The organism is Stenotrophomonas indicatrix, assembly GCF_002750975.1.
Taxonomy (GTDB): domain Bacteria; phylum Pseudomonadota; class Gammaproteobacteria; order Xanthomonadales; family Xanthomonadaceae; genus Stenotrophomonas; species Stenotrophomonas indicatrix.
In genome coordinates this window covers 581,998-603,939 of the sequence record NZ_PEJS01000001.1, presented here as the reverse complement: position 1 = coordinate 603,939, position 21,942 = coordinate 581,998, and the positions used below count along the sequence as shown (strand labels likewise).

The 21,942-nt window shown below is 64.8% G+C and carries 20 protein-coding genes, 11 tRNA genes and 1 other RNA gene; 6 read left to right on the top strand and 26 right to left on the bottom strand.

Annotated features, from left to right (window positions below):
* Nucleotides 1-36: 36 nt before the first annotated feature.
* Nucleotides 37-354: a DMT family transporter gene (locus CR918_RS02810; RefSeq protein ID WP_032977375.1), complete on the bottom strand. Its 318-nt coding sequence runs from the start codon at nucleotides 352-354 to the stop codon at nucleotides 37-39.
* 299 nt (nucleotides 355-653) lie between these two features.
* Between CR918_RS02810 and ffs the strand changes: the two genes are divergently transcribed.
* Nucleotides 654-750, top strand: an RNA gene (ffs, locus tag CR918_RS02805) — signal recognition particle sRNA small type.
* A 76-nt stretch (nucleotides 751-826) separates the two neighbouring features.
* Here ffs and CR918_RS02800 read toward each other — a convergent pair.
* From CR918_RS02800 to CR918_RS02790, 3 genes are read right to left on the bottom strand one after another with little or no spacing between them, the layout of a single operon-like run.
* Nucleotides 827-1,216: a nuclear transport factor 2 family protein gene (locus CR918_RS02800; protein ID WP_099841988.1), complete on the bottom strand. Its 390-nt coding sequence runs from the start codon at nucleotides 1,214-1,216 to the stop codon at nucleotides 827-829.
* Entirely contained in the window at nucleotides 1,213-1,980 is a 768-nt protein-coding gene (locus CR918_RS02795; protein ID WP_099841987.1) for an MBL fold metallo-hydrolase, read from the bottom strand. The genes CR918_RS02800 and CR918_RS02795 overlap by 4 nt, the downstream gene beginning before the upstream one ends.
* Nucleotides 1,980-2,729, bottom strand: coding sequence for a 3-deoxy-D-manno-octulosonic acid kinase (locus tag CR918_RS02790; RefSeq protein ID WP_033830466.1), 750 nt, complete (start codon nucleotides 2,727-2,729; stop codon nucleotides 1,980-1,982). Before CR918_RS02790 ends, CR918_RS02795 begins: the two co-directional genes overlap by 1 nt.
* Before the next feature lie 20 nt (nucleotides 2,730-2,749).
* Between CR918_RS02790 and CR918_RS02785 the strand changes: the two genes are divergently transcribed.
* Nucleotides 2,750-3,796 (top strand): glycosyltransferase family 9 protein, encoded by a 1,047-nt coding sequence (locus tag CR918_RS02785; protein WP_088101167.1) that lies wholly within the window; start codon nucleotides 2,750-2,752, stop codon nucleotides 3,794-3,796.
* Nucleotides 3,797-3,914: 118 nt separating this feature from the next.
* Here the strand turns inward: CR918_RS02785 and CR918_RS02780 are convergent, their stop codons facing one another.
* Nucleotides 3,915-4,319: a DUF6165 family protein gene (locus CR918_RS02780; protein WP_032977378.1), complete on the bottom strand. Its 405-nt coding sequence runs from the start codon at nucleotides 4,317-4,319 to the stop codon at nucleotides 3,915-3,917.
* Nucleotides 4,320-4,538: 219 nt separating this feature from the next.
* Nucleotides 4,539-4,629, bottom strand: a tRNA-Ser gene (locus CR918_RS02775).
* Nucleotides 4,630-4,798: 169 nt separating this feature from the next.
* Between CR918_RS02775 and CR918_RS02770 the strand changes: the two genes are divergently transcribed.
* The gene (locus CR918_RS02770) at nucleotides 4,799-5,503 is read left to right on the top strand and encodes a PP2C family protein-serine/threonine phosphatase (protein WP_025878157.1); all 705 of its coding nucleotides are present in this window, start codon (nucleotides 4,799-4,801) and stop codon (nucleotides 5,501-5,503) included.
* 113 nt (nucleotides 5,504-5,616) lie between these two features.
* Here CR918_RS02770 and dnaQ read toward each other — a convergent pair whose 3' ends face one another.
* From dnaQ to CR918_RS02755, 3 genes are read right to left on the bottom strand one after another with little or no spacing between them, the layout of a single operon-like run.
* The gene (gene dnaQ / locus CR918_RS02765; protein WP_099841986.1) at nucleotides 5,617-6,345 is read right to left on the bottom strand and encodes a DNA polymerase III subunit epsilon; all 729 of its coding nucleotides are present in this window, start codon (nucleotides 6,343-6,345) and stop codon (nucleotides 5,617-5,619) included.
* Between the two features lie 4 nt (nucleotides 6,346-6,349).
* Nucleotides 6,350-6,802 carry a ribonuclease HI gene (rnhA, locus tag CR918_RS02760; RefSeq protein WP_025878155.1) on the bottom strand — a complete coding sequence of 151 codons (453 nt, stop codon included), beginning with the start codon at nucleotides 6,800-6,802 and terminating at the stop codon, nucleotides 6,350-6,352.
* Nucleotides 6,803-6,814: 12 nt separating this feature from the next.
* A complete protein-coding gene (locus tag CR918_RS02755; RefSeq protein ID WP_025878154.1) occupies nucleotides 6,815-7,459 on the bottom strand; it encodes a class I SAM-dependent methyltransferase in 645 nt (214 codons plus the stop codon).
* 11 nt (nucleotides 7,460-7,470) lie between these two features.
* Between CR918_RS02755 and gloB the strand changes: the two genes are divergently transcribed.
* Nucleotides 7,471-8,235 (top strand): hydroxyacylglutathione hydrolase, encoded by a 765-nt coding sequence (gloB, locus tag CR918_RS02750; RefSeq protein WP_033830463.1) that lies wholly within the window; start codon nucleotides 7,471-7,473, stop codon nucleotides 8,233-8,235.
* The gene (locus CR918_RS02745) at nucleotides 8,232-9,434 is read left to right on the top strand and encodes a lytic transglycosylase domain-containing protein (protein ID WP_099841985.1); all 1,203 of its coding nucleotides are present in this window, start codon (nucleotides 8,232-8,234) and stop codon (nucleotides 9,432-9,434) included. Before gloB ends, CR918_RS02745 begins: the two co-directional genes overlap by 4 nt.
* A 362-nt stretch (nucleotides 9,435-9,796) precedes the next feature.
* Here CR918_RS02745 and CR918_RS02740 read toward each other — a convergent pair whose 3' ends face one another.
* The 17 genes from CR918_RS02740 to CR918_RS02660 form a co-directional block, all read right to left on the bottom strand.
* The gene (locus CR918_RS02740) at nucleotides 9,797-11,752 is read right to left on the bottom strand and encodes a peptidyl-prolyl cis-trans isomerase (protein WP_099841984.1); all 1,956 of its coding nucleotides are present in this window, start codon (nucleotides 11,750-11,752) and stop codon (nucleotides 9,797-9,799) included.
* A gap of 184 nt (nucleotides 11,753-11,936) precedes the next feature.
* Nucleotides 11,937-12,013, bottom strand: a tRNA-Asp gene (locus tag CR918_RS02735).
* Nucleotides 12,014-12,120: 107 nt separating this feature from the next.
* A tRNA-Asp gene (locus CR918_RS02730) sits at nucleotides 12,121-12,197 on the bottom strand.
* An 89-nt stretch (nucleotides 12,198-12,286) separates the two neighbouring features.
* Nucleotides 12,287-12,363 (bottom strand) — tRNA-Asp (locus CR918_RS02725).
* A gap of 25 nt (nucleotides 12,364-12,388) precedes the next feature.
* Nucleotides 12,389-12,463: transfer RNA gene (locus tag CR918_RS02720), tRNA-Val, on the bottom strand.
* Between the two features lie 11 nt (nucleotides 12,464-12,474).
* Nucleotides 12,475-12,747, bottom strand: a complete 273-nt coding sequence (locus CR918_RS02715) for an HU family DNA-binding protein (RefSeq protein WP_004146343.1) — start codon at nucleotides 12,745-12,747, stop codon at nucleotides 12,475-12,477.
* Between the two features lie 218 nt (nucleotides 12,748-12,965).
* The gene (gene lon / locus CR918_RS02710) at nucleotides 12,966-15,419 is read right to left on the bottom strand and encodes an endopeptidase La (protein ID WP_025878144.1); all 2,454 of its coding nucleotides are present in this window, start codon (nucleotides 15,417-15,419) and stop codon (nucleotides 12,966-12,968) included.
* 142 nt (nucleotides 15,420-15,561) lie between these two features.
* On the bottom strand, nucleotides 15,562-16,851 hold the full coding sequence (gene clpX, locus CR918_RS02705; protein ID WP_025878143.1) for an ATP-dependent Clp protease ATP-binding subunit ClpX: 1,290 nt from the start codon (nucleotides 16,849-16,851) through the stop codon (nucleotides 15,562-15,564).
* A 126-nt stretch (nucleotides 16,852-16,977) separates the two neighbouring features.
* The gene (gene clpP, locus CR918_RS02700) at nucleotides 16,978-17,604 is read right to left on the bottom strand and encodes an ATP-dependent Clp endopeptidase proteolytic subunit ClpP (protein WP_025878142.1); all 627 of its coding nucleotides are present in this window, start codon (nucleotides 17,602-17,604) and stop codon (nucleotides 16,978-16,980) included.
* Between the two features lie 76 nt (nucleotides 17,605-17,680).
* Nucleotides 17,681-18,976, bottom strand: coding sequence for a trigger factor (tig, locus tag CR918_RS02695; protein WP_025878140.1), 1,296 nt, complete (start codon nucleotides 18,974-18,976; stop codon nucleotides 17,681-17,683).
* 191 nt (nucleotides 18,977-19,167) lie between these two features.
* Nucleotides 19,168-19,252: transfer RNA gene (locus tag CR918_RS02690), tRNA-Leu, on the bottom strand.
* 123 nt (nucleotides 19,253-19,375) lie between these two features.
* Complete coding sequence (locus tag CR918_RS02685; protein ID WP_099841983.1) at nucleotides 19,376-19,702, bottom strand: hypothetical protein; 327 nt, start codon at nucleotides 19,700-19,702, stop codon at nucleotides 19,376-19,378.
* Between the two features lie 472 nt (nucleotides 19,703-20,174).
* A tRNA-Lys gene (locus CR918_RS02680) sits at nucleotides 20,175-20,250 on the bottom strand.
* 151 nt (nucleotides 20,251-20,401) lie between these two features.
* Nucleotides 20,402-20,477, bottom strand: a tRNA-Lys gene (locus tag CR918_RS02675).
* 79 nt (nucleotides 20,478-20,556) lie between these two features.
* Nucleotides 20,557-20,633 (bottom strand) — tRNA-His (locus CR918_RS02670).
* Between the two features lie 173 nt (nucleotides 20,634-20,806).
* Nucleotides 20,807-20,883 (bottom strand) — tRNA-Arg (locus CR918_RS02665).
* Nucleotides 20,884-20,922: 39 nt separating this feature from the next.
* Nucleotides 20,923-20,999 (bottom strand) — tRNA-Pro (locus CR918_RS02660).
* Between the two features lie 181 nt (nucleotides 21,000-21,180).
* Between CR918_RS02660 and CR918_RS02655 the strand changes: the two genes are divergently transcribed.
* Nucleotides 21,181-21,939: a Bax inhibitor-1/YccA family protein gene (locus CR918_RS02655; protein ID WP_025878135.1), complete on the top strand. Its 759-nt coding sequence runs from the start codon at nucleotides 21,181-21,183 to the stop codon at nucleotides 21,937-21,939.
* The last annotated feature ends 3 nt before the right edge of the window (nucleotides 21,940-21,942 follow it).

Sequence of the window (21,942 nt, the reverse complement as noted above, 5' to 3'; positions counted from 1 at the left end):
GGAATATCCATATTCCCGCCGCATTCGTAACCGGCCTCAGCTGCTGGAGAGTTTCATCAGCACCAGGCCGGCGACGATCAGTACCGCCGCGCCAATCCGCATCGGGCTGACCTGCTCGCCCAGGAACACGATGCCGACCACGAAGGCACCGACCGCGCCGATACCGGTCCAGATCGTATAGGCGGTGCCCAGCGGCAGGCTGCGCATGGCGACGGCCAGCAGCCAGAAGCTGGCGATCATGCCGACGATGGTGATGACGGTGGGGGTGAGTTTGGTGAAGCCTTCAGACTGCTTCATCGACACGGCCCAGACGATTTCCAGCAGGCCGGCAAACAACAGATAGATCCAGGCCATGACAGCCCTCCTTTGGTAGGGCCAGGCCGTCCTGGTCATTGAATCCCGATGTGGGGGAGGTCGTTCCTCCTGGGACCGGATTCTAGCAACGGCGGCAGCCACCGACCGATGCTGGGAGCACAGGGTTACATCGGATTCAGTGCATGAAGCTGGCATCAACGCACCTGCCTGCGCTAGAATGCGCGTCTGCCATCGGTAAGCCGATGTGCAGTCCGGCTGTGGTCTCCGGCGCACAACGCGCTGCTTCCCCTGATCCGTGAATCGGCCGCCTCCGGGCGGCCAACGTCTCTATGGTGGCCCCGTCGGCCCCTCGCGACGCTAGGTCGAAAACTCCGCCAGGGCCGGAAGGCAGCAACGGTATCGATCGACGCGGGCGCCGAGGTCAGCCGGCGGGGCCACCGCCTTTTCGGCGAAGCCCCGCTCCGGTAGATGCCAGCCTTGGTTGGCGGCCTTCGCCGGGCATGCCCCGGCGCTACCGCGCCTCCGGCGTACCCTGATGGAACACCATCCGCCAGCCCGTTGAATGCTGACGCCACAGCGAGCTGCGCAGCACCCACCGCTGCGGTTGGTCATCGACGTGATAGCGACTGCGGTAACGCACCTGGGCCAAGCCCTCTGCCAGCATCCACACGGCGTACTGGTCCGACTCGATCACCACCTGCGCACGCTCCAGCGGGATCTCTTCCAGCGCGGCTTCACGGCCGTAGCACTGGCCGGAGCTGCCGATCTCATTGAAATCCTCATCCAGCAATGCCGCCAGACGCTCATGGTCTGCGCGCACCTGCGGGCAATGCAGTGCGCGTTCCAACCCCTCCAGTTCGGCGGCCAGCGCCGGTGAAGCGGCGGCGCCAGCGCTGCTCACGGCGGATCCTGCGCCAGCACGTGCGGGGCGGTCGGCGCGGCCAGCACAACGCACTGGCCCGGCTGTGCCACCCGGTGCCCGCGCGCGGCCAGGGCCTGGCCATCGGCCACGCTGGCGTAGTGGTACAGCATCATCCGTGCCTGCAGCTCGGCGCTGTACTCGCGCTCCAGATCATCTACCCCGGTATGCGAAGGATTGCCGTGCAACCCGCAGTCGTGGGCGATCAGTTCGTTGTCACTGGCATAGCGCGCCAGCATTTCCGGAATCGGCCTGGTGTCGCCGCTCCAGGTCAGGGCGCCCTGCAGGCGCAGGCCATAGGCCGTCTCCGGCCAGTGGTGCCGCACGGGGAACACCTCCAGCCGCACACCCTCGTGCCAGAACGCATCGCCCACCACGATCAGCTGGAAGGCATCCCAGAAGTTGGCGCCGCCCTCGGCCAGCACGTTCGGGTAATCGCCGATGCGCTTGTGCAGCAGCGGCACCACCGTGGCCGGCACGTACAGGCGCACCTTGCCGCGCCGCTGCGCGCTGAAGAAGGTATCCACGAACAGCCGTTCGAAACCGGCCACGTGATCCAGGTGCACATGGGTAACGAACAGCGCCTGCGGCATATGCCCGTAATGGGCCTTGAAGACAGTCAGGCCTTCGCCGCCGCAGTCGATGGTCAGCCACGGCCGGCCATCGCGCTCGATCACCGACATCGGCGAACCCAGCTCGACCGCCGACGCATTGCCGACGCCGAGGAAACGCAACGACCAGTCCATCAGGTGCCCCGGTTCCAGGCCATGTCATAGGCGCGACGCAGGCGCGCGTAGTCTTTTTCCACGTCTTCCACGCTGCGCTCACCGCGCAGCTTGACCAGCGAGCGCAGCAGGCGCTTGAGATTGCGCTCGCGCCAGGCCGTGGCCGGGATGCGGATCACCCCGCGATCGAAGTCGATCAGCCAGCCATGCCCGTTGCCATCGAACAGGATGTTGTGCGCATTGAGATCGGCATGGTCCAGCCCGGCACGGTGGAAGCGCGCGATCATCCGCCCGGTTTCCTCCCACGGTGCCCCGCGCCCGGCCACCAGTGCGCGGTCGGCCAGCGAGCGCACCCCTTCGATCCGTTCCATCAGGATCGCGGCGCGGTAGCGCAGGCCTTCACGCATGTAGAAGGCGGCAATCGGCCTGGGCACCGGCAGCTTCTTCTCGCGCAACGCGCGCATCAGCCGGAATTCGGCAAAGCTGCGGGTCCGGTCCGCCCCCCGCCAGATGTACTGGTCGTGGCTGATCCGGGCCGCCAGCCCCCCGCGCAGGTAGTGCCGCAGTACGCTGGCGCCGAACGGCGCATCCACGAACCAGGCGCTGCCACGGCCGCCCTCACCCACCGGCCGGGCCTTGCCGGCCCAGTGCTGTGGCGAGAACAGACCGATGTCGGCTTGCCGCAGCCGCTCGCGGTCGAACAGAATGGCCCCGATGCCGCGACCCTCGCGGCATGGCGTCAGCGCTTCATTGGCGTCGAATGCGACCATTCCTTTGAGTCTAACAACACATGGCATCAGCGTCCTCCTCCTTGTGTCTTCTGCGCCTGTCCGCTCTTGGCGATGTGACCCACGTAGTGCCGCTGGTGCGCACCCTGCAGGCCGCGCGCCCGGACACGCCGATCCACTGGATCATCGACAAGGTCGGGCAGAAGCTGCTCGATGGCCTGCCGGGCGTCACCTTCCACGCCTACGACAAGAAGACCGGCATGGCCGGAGTGAAGGAGCTGCGCAAGCAGTTGCCACCCGGGCGTTTCGAGGCCCTGCTGCAGATGCAGGTGGCGTTCCGCGCCAACGTGCTGTCCGCCTTCATTCCTGCCGAGCGCCGCATCGGGTACGACCGCAGCCGCTCCAAGGATCTGCACGGCCTCTTCATCAACGAACGCATCCCTGATCGCCCGGGCATCCATGTGCTCGATGCCATCGGCAGCTTCTGCGAGCCGCTGGGCCTGCGCCAGACTGATGTCAGCTGGGACCTGGCCGTGCCGCAGGCAGCCTATGACTGGGCCGCTGCGCAATGGCAGGACGATGGCCGGCCGGTGCTGATGATCTCGCCCTGCTCCAGCCACGTGCGCCGCAACTGGTACGCCGACCGCTATGCCGAGGTCGCCAACCATGCCGTCACGCGCGGTTGGCGGATCGTACTGTGCGGCGGCCGCAGCGAACTGGAGCGCAGCATGGCCGACGCCATCCAGGCCCAGCTGGATGTTCCGGCACTGGACCTGGTCGGCAAGGACACGCTCAAGCAGTTGCCGGCCCTGCTGGCCCGCGCCAATCTGGTGATGACTCCGGACTCTGGCCCGATGCACATTGCCAACGCAATGGGTACCAAGGTGCTGGGCCTGCATGCGGCCAGCAACCCGAACCGCAGCGGCCCGTATTCGGACCGCCGCTACTGCGCGGACCGCTACGACGACGCGGCGCGCAAGTATCTGGGCAAGCAGGCAGCCGACCTCAAGTGGGGCACCAAGATCGAATTCGACGATGTGATGGAACTGATCACCGTCGAGGACGGCATTGCCGCGTTCGAGCGTTACGTCGCCGACCATCTGGGGTGAGTGGCACGCCGGGCAGCTGAGCGCTGTCTACTGGGTGCGGACCTTGGTCCGCACCGTCCCGCAACCCGGGAGATCCAGCCACGCATGGCGTGGATCTACTGCGTCGGGCCGCCCGGGATTACGCGCGCTGCGTGTAATCCTGGTAGGACTTCTCTTCCACGTACGCCGAACCCAGCGCCAGGTTGATCGCCTTCTTGATGCGTGCGCGTTCGTCGTTGCGCAGGTACACGCTGCGCGCCAGGTCGATGAACCCCTGATCGAACGCCTGCGCCTTGTCCTTCAGGCGGATGTCGTCCTCGATCTCCCACAGCTGCTCGTTGACCGCCTTCAGCTCGGCGCGCAGCTTGGCGATGTCCTTCACTGCCGCCGGGTGCGCCATCCACGTGGTTTCCAGCGCGGACAGCTCCTTGCGTACGTTGGCCAGCTTGCCTTCGTCACTGATGCGCTCGGACTTGATCTGCAGGATCGAGATCTTGTCCAGCAGCTCGCCGAATGAAACGGGGACGAGGATTTCAGCGGTCATGGGGAACGCTCCAGCAAATGATGCACACATGGTAACCCGCGGCACGCGAACAGCATCCACGCATGGCGTGGATCTACTCAAGCATCCGGGGGAAGGTCGGCAAAGGGAGGGGCCCGAACGTTGCATCGCAACGTTTGGGGCGACGCGCTAAGCGTCGTCGCATCCCCGCGCCAGATTAAAAAAGAAGGGCTGCCTTTCGGCAGCCCTTCTTTTTTAATCTGGCGGAGAGGGGGGGATTCGAACCCCCGAGGCGCTATAAACGCCTGCCTGATTTCGAGTCAGGTACATTCAACCGCTCTGCCACCTCTCCAGATGTTCCCCGGCGAACCGGGGACGCGCATCATACGAGGAAGCGCGGCTGACGACAAGTCATTGCGCCCAATGAAGTGAAATTTTCCTGACTGCATGGCTTGCCGGATGTCCGCTTGGCCGTGATGATGCCGTTCTCCCCGGCATTACCCCCTCGCCCAGCACCCACCATGATCGAATTCGGACATCTCACCCACCCCGGCCTGCGCCGCGAGCTCAATGAGGACACCTATTACGGTGACGGCGAGCTGGCCCTGTGGCTGGTAGCCGACGGCATGGGCGGGCACGCCTGCGGCGAAGTGGCCAGCGCACTGGCGCGCGAGACCATCGTCCGTGAGATCCGCCGTGGCGCGCCGTTGGCGCAGGCGATCCGCACCGCCGACGAAGAGATCATCCGCGCCTCGCGCCGGCGCAACGACAGCCTGCCGATGGGCACCACCGTGGTCGCTGCACGGGTGCAGGGCAACCGTTACGAAGTGGCCTGGGTCGGCGACAGCCGCGCCTATCTGTGGCGCGATGGCCAGCTTGCCCAGCTCAGCCAGGACCACAGCGTGGTGCAGGAACTGGTCGCGCAGGGCAACCTGACCGCCGAGCAGGCGCGCGCCCATCCCCACCGGAACGTGGTCACCCAGGCACTGGGCGTCACCGACCCGGCACACCTGAACGTGGCGACCACCAGCGGCGAGCTGCGCCCGGGCATGCAGTTGCTGCTGTGCAGTGATGGCCTGACCGAGGAAGTGGATGACCGCGGCATCGCCCGCACCCTCGCCTTCGACGACGCCAGCGCGCAGGAATGCGTGGACAGCCTGGTCGCCTCCGCCCTCGACGGCGGCGGTTCGGACAACATCACCGTGATCCTGGTGCGCTGCCACTGATCCACGCCATCCACGCATGACGTGGATCTACAGTAGAGCCACGCCATGCGTGGCTGCATTTCACACGCATCACCACGCCATGCGTGGCTGCATTTCGCACGCCACCGCTGCGCCTACGCGCTCGCGGCCTCTTCCAACTTCGGGCCGTCCCACAACGCGTGGCCGGCCTTCTTGCGCAGCCGTTCCAGACGCGCCGCATGCGCTTCCTGCTCCGACGGCGTGGCCACCACGCGCGGCCGCGGCAGCAGCTTGGACGCATCGAACGCCTGCAACGCCGCAGCGCCACCGGCATCGTCATCGCCCAGCCCGAAGCCGATCTCCTCCTGGCCCGAGGTCAACGCGATGTACACATCCCCCAGGATCTGCGCATCCAGCAGACCGCCATGCAGGGCGCGGTGCGAGTTGTCCACGCCCAGCCGCTTGCACAGGGCGTCGAGCGAGTTGCGCTGGCCCGGGAAGCGCTCGCGCGCCAGCGCCAGGGTATCGATCACCGTGCAGCGGTCGGTGATCTTCCCGTACTGCTCTCCCAACAGGGAAAGCTCATTGTCGAGAAAGCCCAGGTCGAACGCGGCGTTGTGGATGATCAGCTCGGCGCCATCGATGAAGGCCAGGAACTCCTCCACGACCTGCGCGAACTCCGGCTTGTCGGCGAGGAATTCCAGGGTCAGGCCGGTCACTTCCTGCGCACCCTGTTCGAATTCGCAGTCCGGCTTCAGGTACTGGTGATAGGTATTGCCGGTCGGGCGGCGCTTGAACAACTCGACGCAGCCGATTTCGACGACGCGGTTGCCCTTCTTCCACTCCAGGCCGGTGGTTTCGGTATCAAGGATGATCTGACGCATCGGCTCAGTTTACCGGGCTGCCGTCGCGGATCTGGATCGCGGCGTTGCGGGCCAGGGTATCCACACGTTCATTGTCCGGGTCGCCGGAATGGCCTTTCACCCAGCGCCAGTCGATCTGGTGCCGCAGCGTGGCGGCCTGCAGGCGCTCCCACAGTTCACGGTTCTTCACCGGGTCACCGCCGGCGGTCTTCCAGTTCTTGCGGATCCAGCCCGGCAGCCACTGGGTCAGGCCCTGCCGTACGTACTGCGAATCGGTATAGAGGACGATCTCACAGGGCTCGGTCAACGACTCCAGCCCGGAAATGGCCGCCATCAGCTCCATCCGATTGTTGGTGGTATGCGCTTCGCCACCGCTCAGTTCGCGCTCGTGCCCCTTGTAGCGCAACAGCGCCGCCCAGCCACCGGGGCCGGGATTGCCGAGGCAGGAACCGTCGGTGTGGATTTCGATGGTTTTCAATACAACTCCAGATCAGGTAGCAACGGTGCCGTGCCAACGCACGGGCAACGGGGTCGGCCCGGGCAGGGCCAGCGTGCGTTTTTCAGCGTGGAACAGGCAGGCCGCGCGCAGGGGGGCCCATCCGCCGCGACGGCGGCTGCCGGCACCCTGCCACATCGGCCCCAGGTAACGCATGTCCTCGCATTCCAGCCCATGGCGCTCAAGCAGCTGGCGGATCCGCTGCGGCGTGCGCACCACCAGCCCGTGCTGGCGCCAGCGCGTGCGGAACGGGCTGAACGGGTTGAGGCTGGTCAGCCACAGATGGCCGCCGGGCATCAGCACGCGCTCGCATTCGTCCAGCAGATGGTCGGCATCGCCGACGGTCACATGCTGCAGCACGATGGCGTTGACGCTCTCGTTGGGCAGCGGCAACGGCAGGGCACAGCGGGTATCGCCGGCGTAACCACTGCCCTGGCGATGCAGGCGCAGGCCCCGACCGCCCAGCTGCGCATCCGCCAGCCAGGCGGCGCTGGGGGCGATCCACAACCAGGGCCGGGTCGGCAGCAGCGACAGCTGCGGCAGCAGCAGCTGCCGTTCGAGCACGCGCAGGGCCTCCGCCGGTTCACTGTCGAACCACGGGGCCTGGCTCGCTTGACGGGTGCTCTGCAGCGCGGGCATGGTCCAATTCTATGCGACTGACTGCCCTGCCCGCATTTGCGGACAATTACATCTGGATGCTGATTGCCGACGACGGTGCTGCCGTGGTCGTCGATCCCGGCGACGCTGCGCCGGTACTGGCGCTGGCCGCCCAAGGCGTGCGCGTGGACACCATCCTGCTCACCCATCACCACGACGATCACATCGGCGGAGTACCGGCGCTGCAGGCGCGTTTCCCCGGGGTGCGCGTGGTCGCACCGGTCGACGAGCGCATCCCGATGGCCACCGAGCGGGTCGGTGAAGGTGAACGTGTTCAGGCACTGGGCCGGATGTTCCACGTACTATCCGTCCCCGGGCACACCCGCAGCCACATCGCGTTTCACACCGCTGAACAGCTTTTCAGCGGAGATTCGTTGTTCAGCCTGGGCTGTGGGCGCCTGTTCGAAGGTACGCCGTCCCAGCTGCTGGCATCGATGCGCAAGCTGGGTGCCCTGCCCGCGCAACTGCTGCTGTGTTGCGCTCACGAGTACACCGTGTCAAATGCCGTCTTCGCGCGGCATGTCGACCCCGCCAACGCTGCCTTGTTGCAGCGCCAAGAGGAGGCTTTGGCCATGCGCCGCGATGACCGTTCCACCCTGCCAGTATCCCTGGCCGATGAAATTGCCTGCAATCCGTTCCTGCGTACCCACACGGCGCCCATCCGCGCGGCCGTGTCGGCGCACCTGGGGCGCGAAGTCGTGGACGACGTCGACGTCATGGCCGGTCTCCGGCACTGGAAAGACGGCTTCCGCGCATGAGTCGCCGAAGTCTGCCGCTGGCCCTGGGTCTCGTCCTGGGGTTGGCCGGAACTGCCGGCGCACAATCGCTGGGCGCCGGCATCAGCCAGAACCTGACCGCCGCCTCGGCCCTGCCGCTGGATCCGTCAACGCTGCCGGCCGCATCGGTACGTAACGGCCAGGAGATCTTCTCCAGCTTCCGCGACGGCCTTGCAGAACCTACCTGTGACGCCGAAGCCACCAGCCCGCGCTGGCAGAAGCAGTTCGCCCATGCGCCTTCGCGGTTGGCCAACCAGGATGACGACGCGCTGGTGCTGTTCGGCTATGTGGTCGAAGAGCTGCGCAAAGCCAACCTGCCCACCGAATTCGCCCTGATTCCCTTCGTCGAAAGTGGCTACCGGCCCAATGCCCGCAACGGCAGCGGCCCGACCGGCCTGTGGCAGTTCATCGCCACCACGGCACGCAACCATCGCGTACCGATGAGCAACAACTACGACGGCCGACTGTCGGCAGTGGAGTCCACCCAGGCCGCCGTGCGCTACCTGAAGACCCTGCATGGCATGTTCGGCGGTGACTGGCGGCTGGCCACGATGGCCTACAACGCCGGTGAATACCGCGTGCTGCAGTCCATGCGCAAGGCCGGCATGAATGCGCAGAACGCCAAGCCGGCCGGCCTGCCCGGGCTGTCGCCGGTCACCCATGCCTACGTCGAGAAGCTGCATGCCCTGGCCTGCGTGCTGGAAGACGTGGAAGACCAGCCGGGCGTGATGGCCTCGCTGGACCGCACCGTACCGGTGCTGAAGGACCACACCCTGCCGGCGGGCACCAGCGTCCAGCAGTGGGCCGCCCAGCGCGCGCTGGACCCGGCGAAGATCGCCCGCCTGAATCCGGCACTGGCCGCCGGCAACCGCCCGTCGGGCACCGCCCGCGTACTGGCCCCGGTTTCGGCGTCCAGCGCGGACGTTGCCGACATCACCAGCAAGGCCGTTGCAACAGCAGTGGCCAGCACCGCCAGCGCCGCGCCGAGCCCGCAGGTGGCCAAGGTGGTCGCCTCGGCTGCCGATCGCCCGCGCAACCGTCGCCACACCGTGCGCAATGGCGAATCGGCATGGACCATCGCCCGCCGCTACGGCATGCCGGTGAAGGCGCTGTTGTCGCTGAACGGCTTGAGCGGCAGCAGCGTGCTGAAGCCAGGCGCGGTACTGCGCGTCGAAGACTGAGGTCGGTGCGGCGCTGACGCGCCGTTTCCGGCCAACGGCGAAGCCCCTCGCGGGTGGCGGCAGCAGCATTCATGAGTTGGGACGAGCGAGGTGGACCCACGGGGACGCCGTGAACCCATCCTTGGGGGCTTGTCCGCGGCATCCATGCCGCGGACACCCCCGCGCGCCCACCCCGCCCGTCCCCTGATGGTTTCCGGTGGCACCCATGGATTGAAGGATGAAGAGCAGGAGCAGGTCGCTTCGCTTCTGGTAGCGGCCGACCTTGGTCGGCACTCATCGCGCAGGTCACGGATCGATCAGGGTTGCGACAACAAAAAAGGCCCGGCAATGCCGGGCCTTTTCGTTCCTGCTCGCCGGAGGGCTTACAGGTTCGCTTCGGTGGTCTGGATCAAGAACTTCTTGCGCATCGCCTCGATGTAGGCCTTGGCCGCGGCCATGCCGTCGATCTGGCTCAGCTGGTCCTTCAACTGCTTCTGCTGTTCGGCGGTCACTTCCTTGATGTCGCCCGGGTTGACCTTGTTCACCGCGAAGACCAGCGCATGGCCGTTGACATCGACCTTGCCGTAGCTCGGCTTGCCCTCGGCAGGCAGCGGCGCACTGAAGATCGCACGGTTGATCTCCGGGGTCGGCACCGGCTGGCTGCGCGGCAGGCCCGGCATCGGGCTCAGCTGCAGCTTCTCGCTGGCAGCCAGCGACTGCAGGGTCGCGCCGGCCTTCAGCTTGGCCAGCAGGGCATCGGCGGCCTTGTCACCGGCCTGGCGCTGACGGTCGGCACGGATCGCGGCGATCACCTGCTCACGCGCCTTGTCCAGCGGCAGCGCCTGCTCCGGGGTATGCGCGGCAACGCGGATCACCACGCTGTGATTGCTGCTGCCGCCCAGGGCGATCGGATCGCTGGCGGTACCGTCCTGCACCAGGACGTCGGAGAAGGCCGCACGCAGCACGGCCGGATCAGCGGCAATACCGGTGGCGGTCGTGCGCGTGATCGGGCCCAGCGTCTGCATCGACAGGCCGACCGCCTTGGCGGCCGCGGACAGGTCGCTCGGGCTCTTGTTGATGGCATCGACCAGGCGGCCCGCCAGATCGTTGAAGCCGCGCTCGCCGTCGGCCTTCAACTGCTCGGCAGCCAAGGTGTCGCGTACTTCTTCGAAGGACTTGCCCTGGCCACCACGAACCGCTGCGACCTTGATGATGTGGTAACCGAAGTCGGTCTTGACCGGGCCGATCACCTCACCCGCCTTGGCACCAAACAGTGCGTCTTCGAACGGCTTGACCATCGCGCCCCGCTCCACCCAGCCCAGGTCACCGCCCTGCGCCTTGGAGCCGGGATCTTCCGAGTTCGCCTTGGCCAGCGCGGCAAAGTCGGCACCTGCCGCCTTTGCTTCGACAGCCAGCTTGGCGGCCTTGGCTTCAGCACCGTCGCCGGTGATCAGGATGTGCGCGGCCTGGCGCTGTTCCGGCGTGGTGAACTTGGCCTTCTCGTCTTCATAGCGCTTGCGCAGGGTCGCTTCGTCGGCCGCAGTCGGCGCCGACAGGTTGGCACCATTGAGCTCGACATATTCCAGCGACACCGATTCGGCCTGGCGGAAATCCTTGCCATGGCTGTCGTACCACTGCTTGATCTGCGCGTCGGTCACCGGCGCGGTATCCACTGGAACTTCCGGAAGCGCGGCCAGTTCCACATCGCGGGTCTCGCCCAGCAGCTTCAACAGACGCTCGGTCTCGGCCTGGGTGACAAAGCCGGAATTCTGCAGGCCCGACGGGATCACCGACTGCTGCAGGCTCTCACGCACCAGTTCCTGGAACTGGGTCGGCGTGCGCGGCGGATTGCCACCGGCCAGGGCCAGACGGTAATTGCTTTCGCTGAACTTGCCATCGGCGCCCAGGAAGCCCGGAATGGTGGTGATGTATTCGCGCACAGCGCCGTCGCCAATCACGACACCGGCCTGCTCACCGACCAGGCGCACGACCTGCTCGTCGATCAACTGGTCGAGCACGGCCAGCTTGTTCTCGGTGCTTTCGAACGCGCGCGGGTCGAAGTTCTCGCCCTGCTGCTGGCGTTCGCGCATGCGTTCCTGCTCGAAACGGGTGCGGAAGTCCTGTGCACTGATCTCATGGTGCTGCCACATCATGCGCACCGGCCACCAGGACGGTGCCGAGCGCCACCAGGTCGGCGGTGCCGAAACCTTGGCGACGTTCTGTGCGCCGACGCCACCGAGGTAGCTGTTGTCGATCACGAACAGGAACGGAATCATCAGCAGCCCCAGGATCACGGTGACGATCCAGCCTGAGGTCTTGTCGCGGAGTTTCTGCAGCATGGTGAGGAATCACAAGGCTTGATTGGCGAGCCCGGCAGTGTAACCCGCTTCGCGGCGTGGACCAAAAGCAGTGGCAGCAGGGCCTGGCGCCATCCCGCCCAGGCGATCTACAGGTTCGCGCGCATCGAATGATGGAAACGGCGCAAAGAAAAAGCCCCCGACTTGCGTCGAGGGCTCTTAGAGTTGGCGGAGCGGACGGGACTCGAACCCGCGACCTCCGGCGTGACAGGCCAGCATTCTAACCAGCTGAACTACCGCTCCGCGCTTGAAACTTTGCAGGCGCTCAGTATATCCGAAGACTTCCTGAAAACCTACCCCGCTGAACACTTTTTTCAAAGTTTTTTCACGAGGATTTAAGAGTTTTGCAATGGCGGAGCGGACGGGACTCGAACCCGCGACCTCCGGCGTGACAGGCCAGCATTCTAACCAGCTGAACTACCGCTCCGTATTGCAGACCTCTTTGTTTTCTCTACAACCCGTTGGTTGGAGAGAAAACAAGGCCCCCAGCTTTTCGGCCGGGGGCCTCGTTGAAAATGGCGGAGCGGACGGGACTCGAACCCGCGACCTCCGGCGTGACAGGCCAGCATTCTAACCAGCTGAACTACCGCTCCACATTTCAAACTTACCGCGGTGCTGTGGTGGGTGCTGAGGGTTTCGAACCCCCGACCCTCTCCGTGTAAAGGAGACGCTCTACCGCTGAGCTAAGCACCCCAGCGAGCCGCTTAGTTTACAGCATCCTTCAGGGCCTTACCAGCCTTGAACGACGGATTCTTCGAAGCAGCGATCTTGATGGTGTCGCCGGTCTTCGGGTTGCGGCCGGTGCGGGCAGCACGGTCGCGGACCTGGAAGGTACCGAAGCCGACCAGGGTGACCGCATCGCCGTCCTTCAGCGCCTTGGTGACGGCAGCAACGACGGCATCGACAGCGCGGCTGGACTCGGCCTTGGTCAGGTCGGCAGCTTCAGCAACGGCATCGATCAATTCGGTCTTGTTCATTCTTTACAACTCCTTTGGCGGTGGGTTCCGCGTATTCGACAGGGAAGCAACCGCACGACGTCTGCATGCGGTTGCCATGTGGAAACGGTTCGCCGAATTCAGTGAGCGCTGACTGCGATCACTCATTCGCGAGTGCTGCTTTTATACCAGCGGCCCTACCCCCACGCAAGCTGGAAAGCCAGCAACGACGCGGGTTTCAAGCATTTCGACAGGACGCATCAATGCTTGACGCGCGCGTTTCCACTCGGTTTGGCCTTGCTGCGCACCGTGACGCGCTGCGCACTCTTGCGCGTCTTCTTCGGTGCCAGCGGACGTTCCAGGGCCAGATCGAGCACTTCCTCGATGTACTTCACCGGCACGATCTCCAGGTCGCGGGTGACGTTGGCCGGAATGTCGGCAAGATCCTTGCGGTTCTCATCGGGGATGATCACCGTGCGGATTCCGCCGCGCAGGGCCGCCAGCAGCTTCTCCTTGAGACCGCCGATCGCGGTGACGCGACCACGCAGGGTGATTTCGCCGGTCATCGCCACGTCGGCGCGCACGGCGACCTTGGTCAGCATCGACACCAGCGAGGTCACCATTGCCGCACCGGCACTGGGGCCATCCTTCGGCGTCGCACCATCGGGTACATGCAGATGCACGTCGTGCTTCTGCAGGAAGTCCGCATCGATGCCGAAGCGCTCGGCGCGCGAACGCACCACCGACAACGCCGCCGACGCTGATTCCTTCATCACGTTGCCGAGCTGGCCGGTCAGGATCAGCTGGCCCTTGCCCGGTACCAGCGTCGATTCGATCTGCAGCAGATCGCCACCGACTTCGGTCCAGGCCAGGCCCGTGACCAGGCCGATCTCGTTCTCTTCTTCGGCACGGCCGAAGTCGAAGCGACGCACGCCCAGGTACTTGTCCAGGTTCTTGCTCGACACGCTCACCAGCGCCTTGGACTTGCGCGCACCCTTCTTCGCCTTCGCCACCGGCTGCGGCCCACCCAGCGCGATTTCCTTCACCACCTTGCGGCAGATCTTGGCGATCTCGCGCTCCAGGTTGCGCACGCCGGATTCGCGCGTGTAGTAGCGCACGATGTCCTGGATGGCATCGCTGCCGATCTCCAGCTCTTCCGGCTTCAGGCCGTTGGCCTTGATCTGCTTGGGCGACAGGTAACGGGTGGCGATGTTGAGCTTCTCATCCTCGGTGTAACCGGGGATGCGGATCACTTCCATGCGGTCCAGCAGCGGGCCGGGGATGTTGAGCGAGTTGGAGGTCGCCACGAACATCACTTCGGACAGGTCCAGGTCCACTTCCAGGTAGTGGTCGTTGAACGCGTTGTTCTGCTCGGGATCGAGCACTTCCAGCAGCGCCGAGGACGGATCGCCACGGAAGTCCATCGACATCTTGTCGATCTCGTCCAGCACGAACAGCGGGTTCTTGCTGCCCACCTTGTTGAGGTTCTGCACGATGCGGCCCGGCATCGAACCGACATAGGTACGACGGTGGCCACGGATCTCGGCTTCATCGCGCACGCCACCGAGCGACATGCGCACGAACTTGCGGTTGGTGGCCTTGGCGATGGACTGGCCCAGCGAGGTCTTGCCCACGCCCGGCGGCCCGACCAGGCACAGGATCGGACCCTTCATCTGCTTCACCCGCGACTGCACCGCCAGGTATTCAAGGATGCGTTCCTTGACCTTCTCCAGGCCGTAGTGATCGGCATCGAGGGTGTCCTGCGCGGCCTTCAGGTCCTTGCGCACCTTGCTGCGCTTCTTCCACGGCACGCCCAGCAGCCACTCCAGGTAGTTGCGCACGACCGCTGCTTCGGCAGACATCGGCGACATCTGCTTGAGCTTGTTGAGCTCGTTGCGCGCCTTGGCTTCCACCGGCTTGGGCATGCCCGCTTCGGCGATCTTGCGCGCCAGCTCTTCCAGTTCGCCCGGCGCATCGTCCAGGTCACCCAGTTCCTTCTGGATGGCCTTCATCTGTTCGTTGAGGTAGTACTCGCGCTGGCTCTTTTCCATCTGCGACTTCACGCGGCCGCGGATGCGCTTTTCCATCTGCTGCACGTCGATCTCGCCGTCGACCAGGCCGACCAGCATCTCCAGGCGTTCGCCCACGGCCAGCGTTTCCAGCAGGCGCTGCTTGTCCGACAACCGCACGCTGATATGGGCGGCGATGGTATCGGCCAGGCGTGTCGGCTCATCGATGCCGGCCAGGGTCTGCAGCAGTTCCGGCGGCAGCTTGCGGTTGGTCTTGACGTACTGCTCGAACAGCGACATCAGCGAGCGGGCGATGGCCTCGATTTCGCGCGGCTCGCGTGCATCGGCGGCCTCGATTTCCACGGCCTGGCCGTGCAGCGATCCATCGCGTTCGCTGACGCTGGTCACCTGCACGCGCGACAGGCCTTCGACCAGCACCTTGATGGTGCCGTCGGGCAGCTTCAGCAGCTGCAGCACCTGCGCCAGCGTGCCGACCTGGTAGAGGTCGGCGGCCTGCGGGTCATCGGTCTCGGCCGACTTCTGCGCCAGCAGCAGGATGCGCTTGTCTGCTTCCATCGCCTGTTCCAGCGCGTGCATGGACTTGTCGCGGCCGACAAACAGCGGGATGACCATGTGCGGGAATACCACTACGTCGCGCAGCGGCAGGACCGGCAGGTCGAGGGTCTCACTTGGGGAACGGGCCATGGGGGCTCCAGGGAAGGGGAAAACCGTCTCCGGGAGGGCATCTTCCGGAGACAAAAAAAGCCGATGGCCCCGTTATGGGGCCATCGGCTTTCAGATGCAAGACGTTCCGAGAAAATTCTTTCTATTCAACAAGTTGAAAGAATCATTCGGCGCCAGCGGCCTTCTGTTCAGGGACCGGCGGGGTCTGGTAGATCAGGTACGGCTCGGACTTGTGCTCGATCACCGATTCATCCACGACAACCTTGCTGACGTTTTCCTGCGACGGCAGGTCGTACATGGTGTCCAGCAGGACTGATTCGACGATGGTGCGCAGGCCGCGGGCGCCGGTCTTGCGCTTGAGCGCCTTCTTGGCGATGGCCGACAACGCGTCCGGACGGAACTCCAGCTCGACGTTCTCCATCTCGAACAGCTTCTTGAACTGCTTGGTGATGGCGTTCTTCGGCTCGGTCAGGATGCGGATCAGGGCCGGCTCGTCCAGCTCCTCCAGGGTCGCGACCACCGGCAGGCGGCCCACGAACTCGGGAATCAGGCCGAACTTGATCAGGTCTTCCGGCTCGACTTCAGCCAGCACCTTGCCCACTTCCTGCTTGCGCTCGCTGCTCTTCACCTTGGCGCCGAAACCAATGCCGCCGGCGTCGTTGGAGCGCTGCTGGATCACCTTGTCCAGGCCGGCAAACGCACCGCCGCAGATGAACAGGATGTTCTTGGTGTCCACCTGCAGGAATTCCTGCTGCGGATGCTTGCGCCCACCCTGCGGCGGAACGCTGGCAACGGTGCCTTCGATCAGCTTCAACAGGGCCTGCTGCACGCCTTCGCCGGACACATCGCGGGTGATCGACGGGTTCTCGCTCTTGCGCGAGATCTTGTCGATTTCATCGATGTAGACGATGCCCTGCTGTGCCTTCTCGACGTCGTAGTCGCACTTCTGCAGCAGCTTCTGGATGATGTTCTCCACGTCCTCGCCCACGTAACCGGCTTCGGTCAGCGTGGTGGCGTCGGCCATGGTGAACGGCACGTTGAGCAGGCGGGCCAGGGTCTCGGCCAGCAGGGTCTTGCCCGAACCGGTCGGACCGACCAGCAGGATGTTCGACTTCGCCAGCTCGACTTCGTCGTTCTTCTGGCGGCTCTCGATGCGCTTGTAGTGGTTGTACACGGCCACGGCCAAGGTCCGCTTGGCGCGGTTCTGTCCGATCACGTACTGGTCGAGCACCTCGAGGATCTCGCGCGGCTTGGGCAGCGAACTGCGCGCCGACTGCGCCTTTTCCTCAAGCTCCTCTCGGATGATGTCGTTGCACAGCTCCACGCACTCATCGCAGATGAACACGCTCGGACCAGCAATCAGCTTGCGCACTTCATGCTGGCTCTTGCCGCAGAAAGAGCAGTAGAGGATCTTGCCGGTGTCCGTGGAACGACCTTGGCGGTCTTCGCTCATGCTTCGCTTACCCAGTTACCCCACCCGCTGAACGGGGGTTCGATTCGAGAATAACACAGGGCCGGAGGGACATCAGTCCAGCCGACCCTGCAGGAACGGGGCCTGCCATGGCCCCGTGGGTGCCGGTCAGCCGGCCTGGATCGACTCTTCCGGACGACGCTCCAGGACCTGGTCGACCAGGCCGTAGGCGACCGCATCGACCGCGCTCTTGAAGTTGTCGCGCTCGGTATCGCGCGCGATGGTCTCCAGCGACTGGCCGGTGTGCTTGGCCAGCACTTCGTTCAGGCGCGCACGCAGGGTCAGGATCTCGCGTGCGTGGATGTCGATGTCGGTGGCCTGGCCCTGGAAGCCACCCAGCGGCTGGTGGATCATCACCCGCGAGTTCGGCAGCGCATAGCGCTTGCCCGCCGCACCGGACGCCAGCAGCAGCGCGCCCATCGAGGCGGCCTGGCCAACGCAGATGGTGCTCACGTCCGGCTTGATGTACTGCATGGTGTCGTAGATCGCCATGCCGGCGGTGACCACGCCACCCGGCGAGTTGATGTAGATGCTGATGTCCTTTTCCGGGTTTTCCGCTTCCAGGAACAGCAGCTGCGCCACCACCACGTTGGCCATGTGATCGTCGATCGGGCCAACCAGGAAGATCAGGCGCTCCTTCAACAGGCGCGAATAGATGTCGTAGGCACGCTCGCCGCGGCTGGTCTGCTCGACCACCATGGGAACCATGTTCAGGGCTTTGGTTCGGTTGTCCATTTCGTGAGGTACCTATCTTGGGGGGAAACACCCCCGCGCCAGGGCTGGCGCGGGGTATCCGGCAATCCGCCAGGGATTACTGGCGGATCGCGTCCTGGAACGACAGCTTTTCTTCAGTGTGCTGGGCGCGCTCGGCGATCCAGTCGATCACCTGCTCTTCCATCACGCGGTTCTGCAGGCCAGACATCAGCTGGGGGTCGTTGCGGTACATCTCAATGACCTGTTCCGGCTCTTCGTAGGTCGAGGCGATCAGACGCATCGTTTCATTCAGACGCTTCGGCTCCAGGCGCAGGTCGTTGCTGCGGGCCACTTCGCCGACCACCAGGCCGACCAGCACGCGCTTGGCAGCAGCGTCCTTGAAGCCTTCGTGGGCGTCGGCCGGGATCTCGCCCGGGTTGCGGCCACTGCGGCGGATCTGCTCGACCTGCTGGGCCAGCATGGCACGGGCTTCGTTCTCGACCAGGCGCGGCGGCATTTCCACCGACGAATAGGCCGCGATCAGCTGCTCACCGACTTCACGACGCAGGCGGTTCATCAGTGCGCCCTTCAGCTCACGCTCGAGGTTGGCGCGGATGTCGCTGCGGAACTGCTCGACGTCGCCACCCTTCACGCCGAAGCTCTTGATGAAGGCTTCATCGACGGCCGGCACGACCGGCTCGGACACGTCGCTGACCTTCACGGTGACCTGCACGGTCTTGCCCGCCAGCGCCGGCACGCGCCAGTCAGCCGGGAACTCGACGTCCAGGGTCTTCTCTTCGTCCTTGGCCATGCCGACCAGGCCCTGTTCGATGGTCTCGAACATCATGCCCTGGCCGAGCACGATGCTGCCCTTCTCGGTGCCTTCGGCCGGCAGGCGCTCGTCACCGGCCTGCGACCAGGTTTCCAGTGCGACCAGGTCGCCGTCCTGCGCGGCACGGGTGACCGGCGACCAGCTGCGACGCTGCGTCTGCAGGTTTTCGATCATCTGGTCGATGTCGGCATCGGTGATTTCGGCGGTGTGGCGCACCACGGTCAGCTTGCTGACGTCGATGTCACCGAAGTCCGGCACCACTTCAACGGTGGCCACGAAGGAGAACTCACCCTCGTCACCCTTGTCGATGCGCGGGCTGCCGACGATGCGCAGGTCGTGCTCACGCACGGCGGCGTCGAAGGTTTCGCGCAGCAGGCCGTCCAGCGCCTCGCCACGGACCTGCGCGCCGAAGCGCTGCTCGATCACCTTGGCCGGCACTTTGCCCGGACGGAAACCCTTGATGCGGGTGGTGCGGGCGATTTCGCCCAGGCGGCCGTTGATGTGGCTCTGCAGACGGTCTTCCGGCAGCGAGAAGCTCAGGCGGCGTTCCAGGTTGCCGATGGTTTCAATCGAAGCTTGCATGTTGACTCCTGCCACCGGTGGCGCCCTGGCCCCCGGCTCGATGATGGATGAAACGGTTGTAAGGACACGACGTCGATGACGCGCCTGCTTGCCGCAGCCCTTTAGTTTCGCCCAATTCGGGCGGCGCCGCCAGCACGGCCGGGCGCAGGGGTTGACGCGGAATGCCCGACTGGGCGGGGGACGGGCCGGCCTGGTGCGAAAGGGGGGACTCGAACCCCCACGCCTTGCGGCACTGGAACCTAAATCCAGGGCGTCTACCAATTCCGCCACTTTCGCGTGGCCGGCTCAGGTGTTCATTGTTGCAGGCGGGGGCGGAAAGCGGAAGGCTTCCACAAAACTGAACAGGGAAATTGCCCTTTGGAGCCGGCCTGGGCGCATCCCGCCCCAGGCCGATCCTGGTCAGCGGGCGGCCGGCGCGGGCCCGGGTGTTTCGCCCGCAGGGACGCCGGCCGCATCGTCACTGGGTGTTTCCAGCGTGGCGCCATCGACGGAGCGCGCCACTTCAACCGCGCCAGCAGGCAGCGCCTCCCCTGTCGCCCCGGTCGACTGCGTGGCGTCGCGACCCTCCACCGGCTGTGCCGCGATGTGGTCGACATCCGCAGATCGCTCGACCGTCCGCGCGTAGTCCGGTGCAGCGGCGGTAGCCGCCTCGTCCGCCCTGCAGCCTGACAGCGCGATCACCACCAGGCTGGACAGCATCACGCCCGTGCTCTTGTTGAACGTCATCGAAGCACTCCTCATGCATGCGCCTTCGGCGCGGAACACCTATTGGGAGCGATGCCGACAGCAACCGGTGAGAAGCAGCTCACAGCATTGAAGATGCTGATGACGCATGTGACGCTGATTTCAGCCACGCTTCAGTAGATCCACGCCATGCGTGGATGAACCCATCAATGCCTGCGATATCCACCCATGACGTGGATCTACCGACGCTGCCGCAGGCAAGAAAAAAGCCACTTGGCGGACCAAGTGGCTTTCGTCTGGTGGGCTGTCAAGGATTCGAACCTTGGGGACGCGGCCGCGCATTCGCGCTGCCGCCCCACGCGCTGCTGCGCACCGCGCGGGCCCCTCTCACCAACGCCCACATCCCCCCGGCTTCGCCGCGCCCCCTTGACTCAAGGGGGCTATCCTCCAGCCGGCTCCACGCCAGCGGAGACATAAAGAAAAAAGCCACTTGGCGGACCAAGTGGCTTTCGTCTGGTGGGCTGTCAAGGATTCGAACCTTGGACCTATTGATTAAGAGTCAACTGCTCTACCAACTGAGCTAACAGCCCGAAATCGGGGGGCGAATTATGACCCGATCCGCGAGGGCGTTGCAAGCACTTTCTTCAACGTCGTTGAAACAAGCACTGCAACCGGCGATCCATCGCGAAGGGTTACATCTTGAAGAAAAAAGCCACCGGGCGGACCCGATGGCTTCTGTCTTGGTGGGCTGTCAAGGATTCGAACCTTGGACCTATTGATTAAGAGTCAACTGCTCTACCAACTGAGCTAACAGCCCTTGAAACTCAGGCGCACATTATAGCCGGCGACCTGTTTATTGCAATACCGTTTCGGCGATGCCGATGCGGTTGAATCAGTGGGGTGGCTGAGGGGATTCGAACCCCCGACCACCGGAATCACAATCCGGTACTCTAACCAACTGAGCTACAGCCACCACTGAAACTTTAGCTTCACCGCCAATGCTGCCGACGCTGACGCTTGATACGTTGCCCGAGGACTGTCACCGAAGTTCAGGTCCGCCGAAGCGAGTCCGATATTCTGGTGGAGTCTGCATGCTTTTGCAAGCACTTCTTCACATCCGCCAGCTACGTTCCGGTGTCGCACCAATGGCGCGCCCGACAGGAATCGAACCTGTAACCGCCGGCTTAGAAGGCCGGTGCTCTATCCAGTTGAGCTACGGGCGCCCGAACCGGAACGGCGTCCAATCCGACGTGACGTGGGATTGGTCGGGGTAGAGGGATTCGAACCCCCGACATCCTGCTCCCAAAGCAGGCGCGCTACCAGACTGCGCTATACCCCGGTGTTGCAATCCCCTCGGGCATGGACCCGGGGAGCTGGCCATTGTGGCCAAGCGCCCTGCGAACTGTCAACGCGCAATCCCAGCCCTGCCCCGCCATGACCACAGCTTGCGCAGTCATCGGCTATGCTCGCAGCCAGCGGCCGGATGGCCCAATCGCCCCCTTTTCGCACGGAGACCTCGCATGCGCAGCGGCAACCCGGCTCTTTCCGAGTCGACCTTCCTCGATCTGGCCAGTGGCTCGGTGGTGACCAGCCCCGACCAGGCCATGACCCTCAATGGCACCGTCAACAAGACCGGCTTCCTGCTGCTGCTGACCGTGCTGACCGCGGCCTTCGCCTGGAACCAGACCGTGGACGACTACGGCCAGGTGATGGCCGGCGCCAAGCTGTACGCCATGGGCGGGGCGATCGGTGGCTTGGTGCTGGCCCTGATCACCGTGTTCAAGAAGGAATGGTCGCCGGTCACCGCACCGCTCTATGCGCTGGTGGAAGGCCTGTTCCTGGGTGCCATCTCGGCCGTGTTCAACATGAAGTTCCCGGGCATCGTGTTCCAGGCCGTGCTGCTGACCTTCGGCACCCTGTTCGCACTGCTGTTCGCCTACCGCAGCGGCCTGATCAAGGCCACCGAGAACTTCAAGCTCGGCGTGGTCGCCGCCACCGGCGGCATCGCCCTGCTGTACCTGGCCTCGTTCGTGCTGGGCTTCTTCAACATCAACGTGCCGGTGATCCATGACGCCAGCTGGCTGGGCATCGCCTTCAGCCTGTTCGTGGTGGTCGTGGCCGCGCTGAACCTGGTGCTGGATTTCGACTTCATCGAAACCGGCGTGGCCCAGCGCGCGCCGAAGTACATGGAATGGTATGGCGCATTCGGCCTGATGGTGACCCTGGTCTGGCTGTATGTGGAGTTCCTGCGCCTGCTGTCGAAGATCCAGCAGCGCTGATCC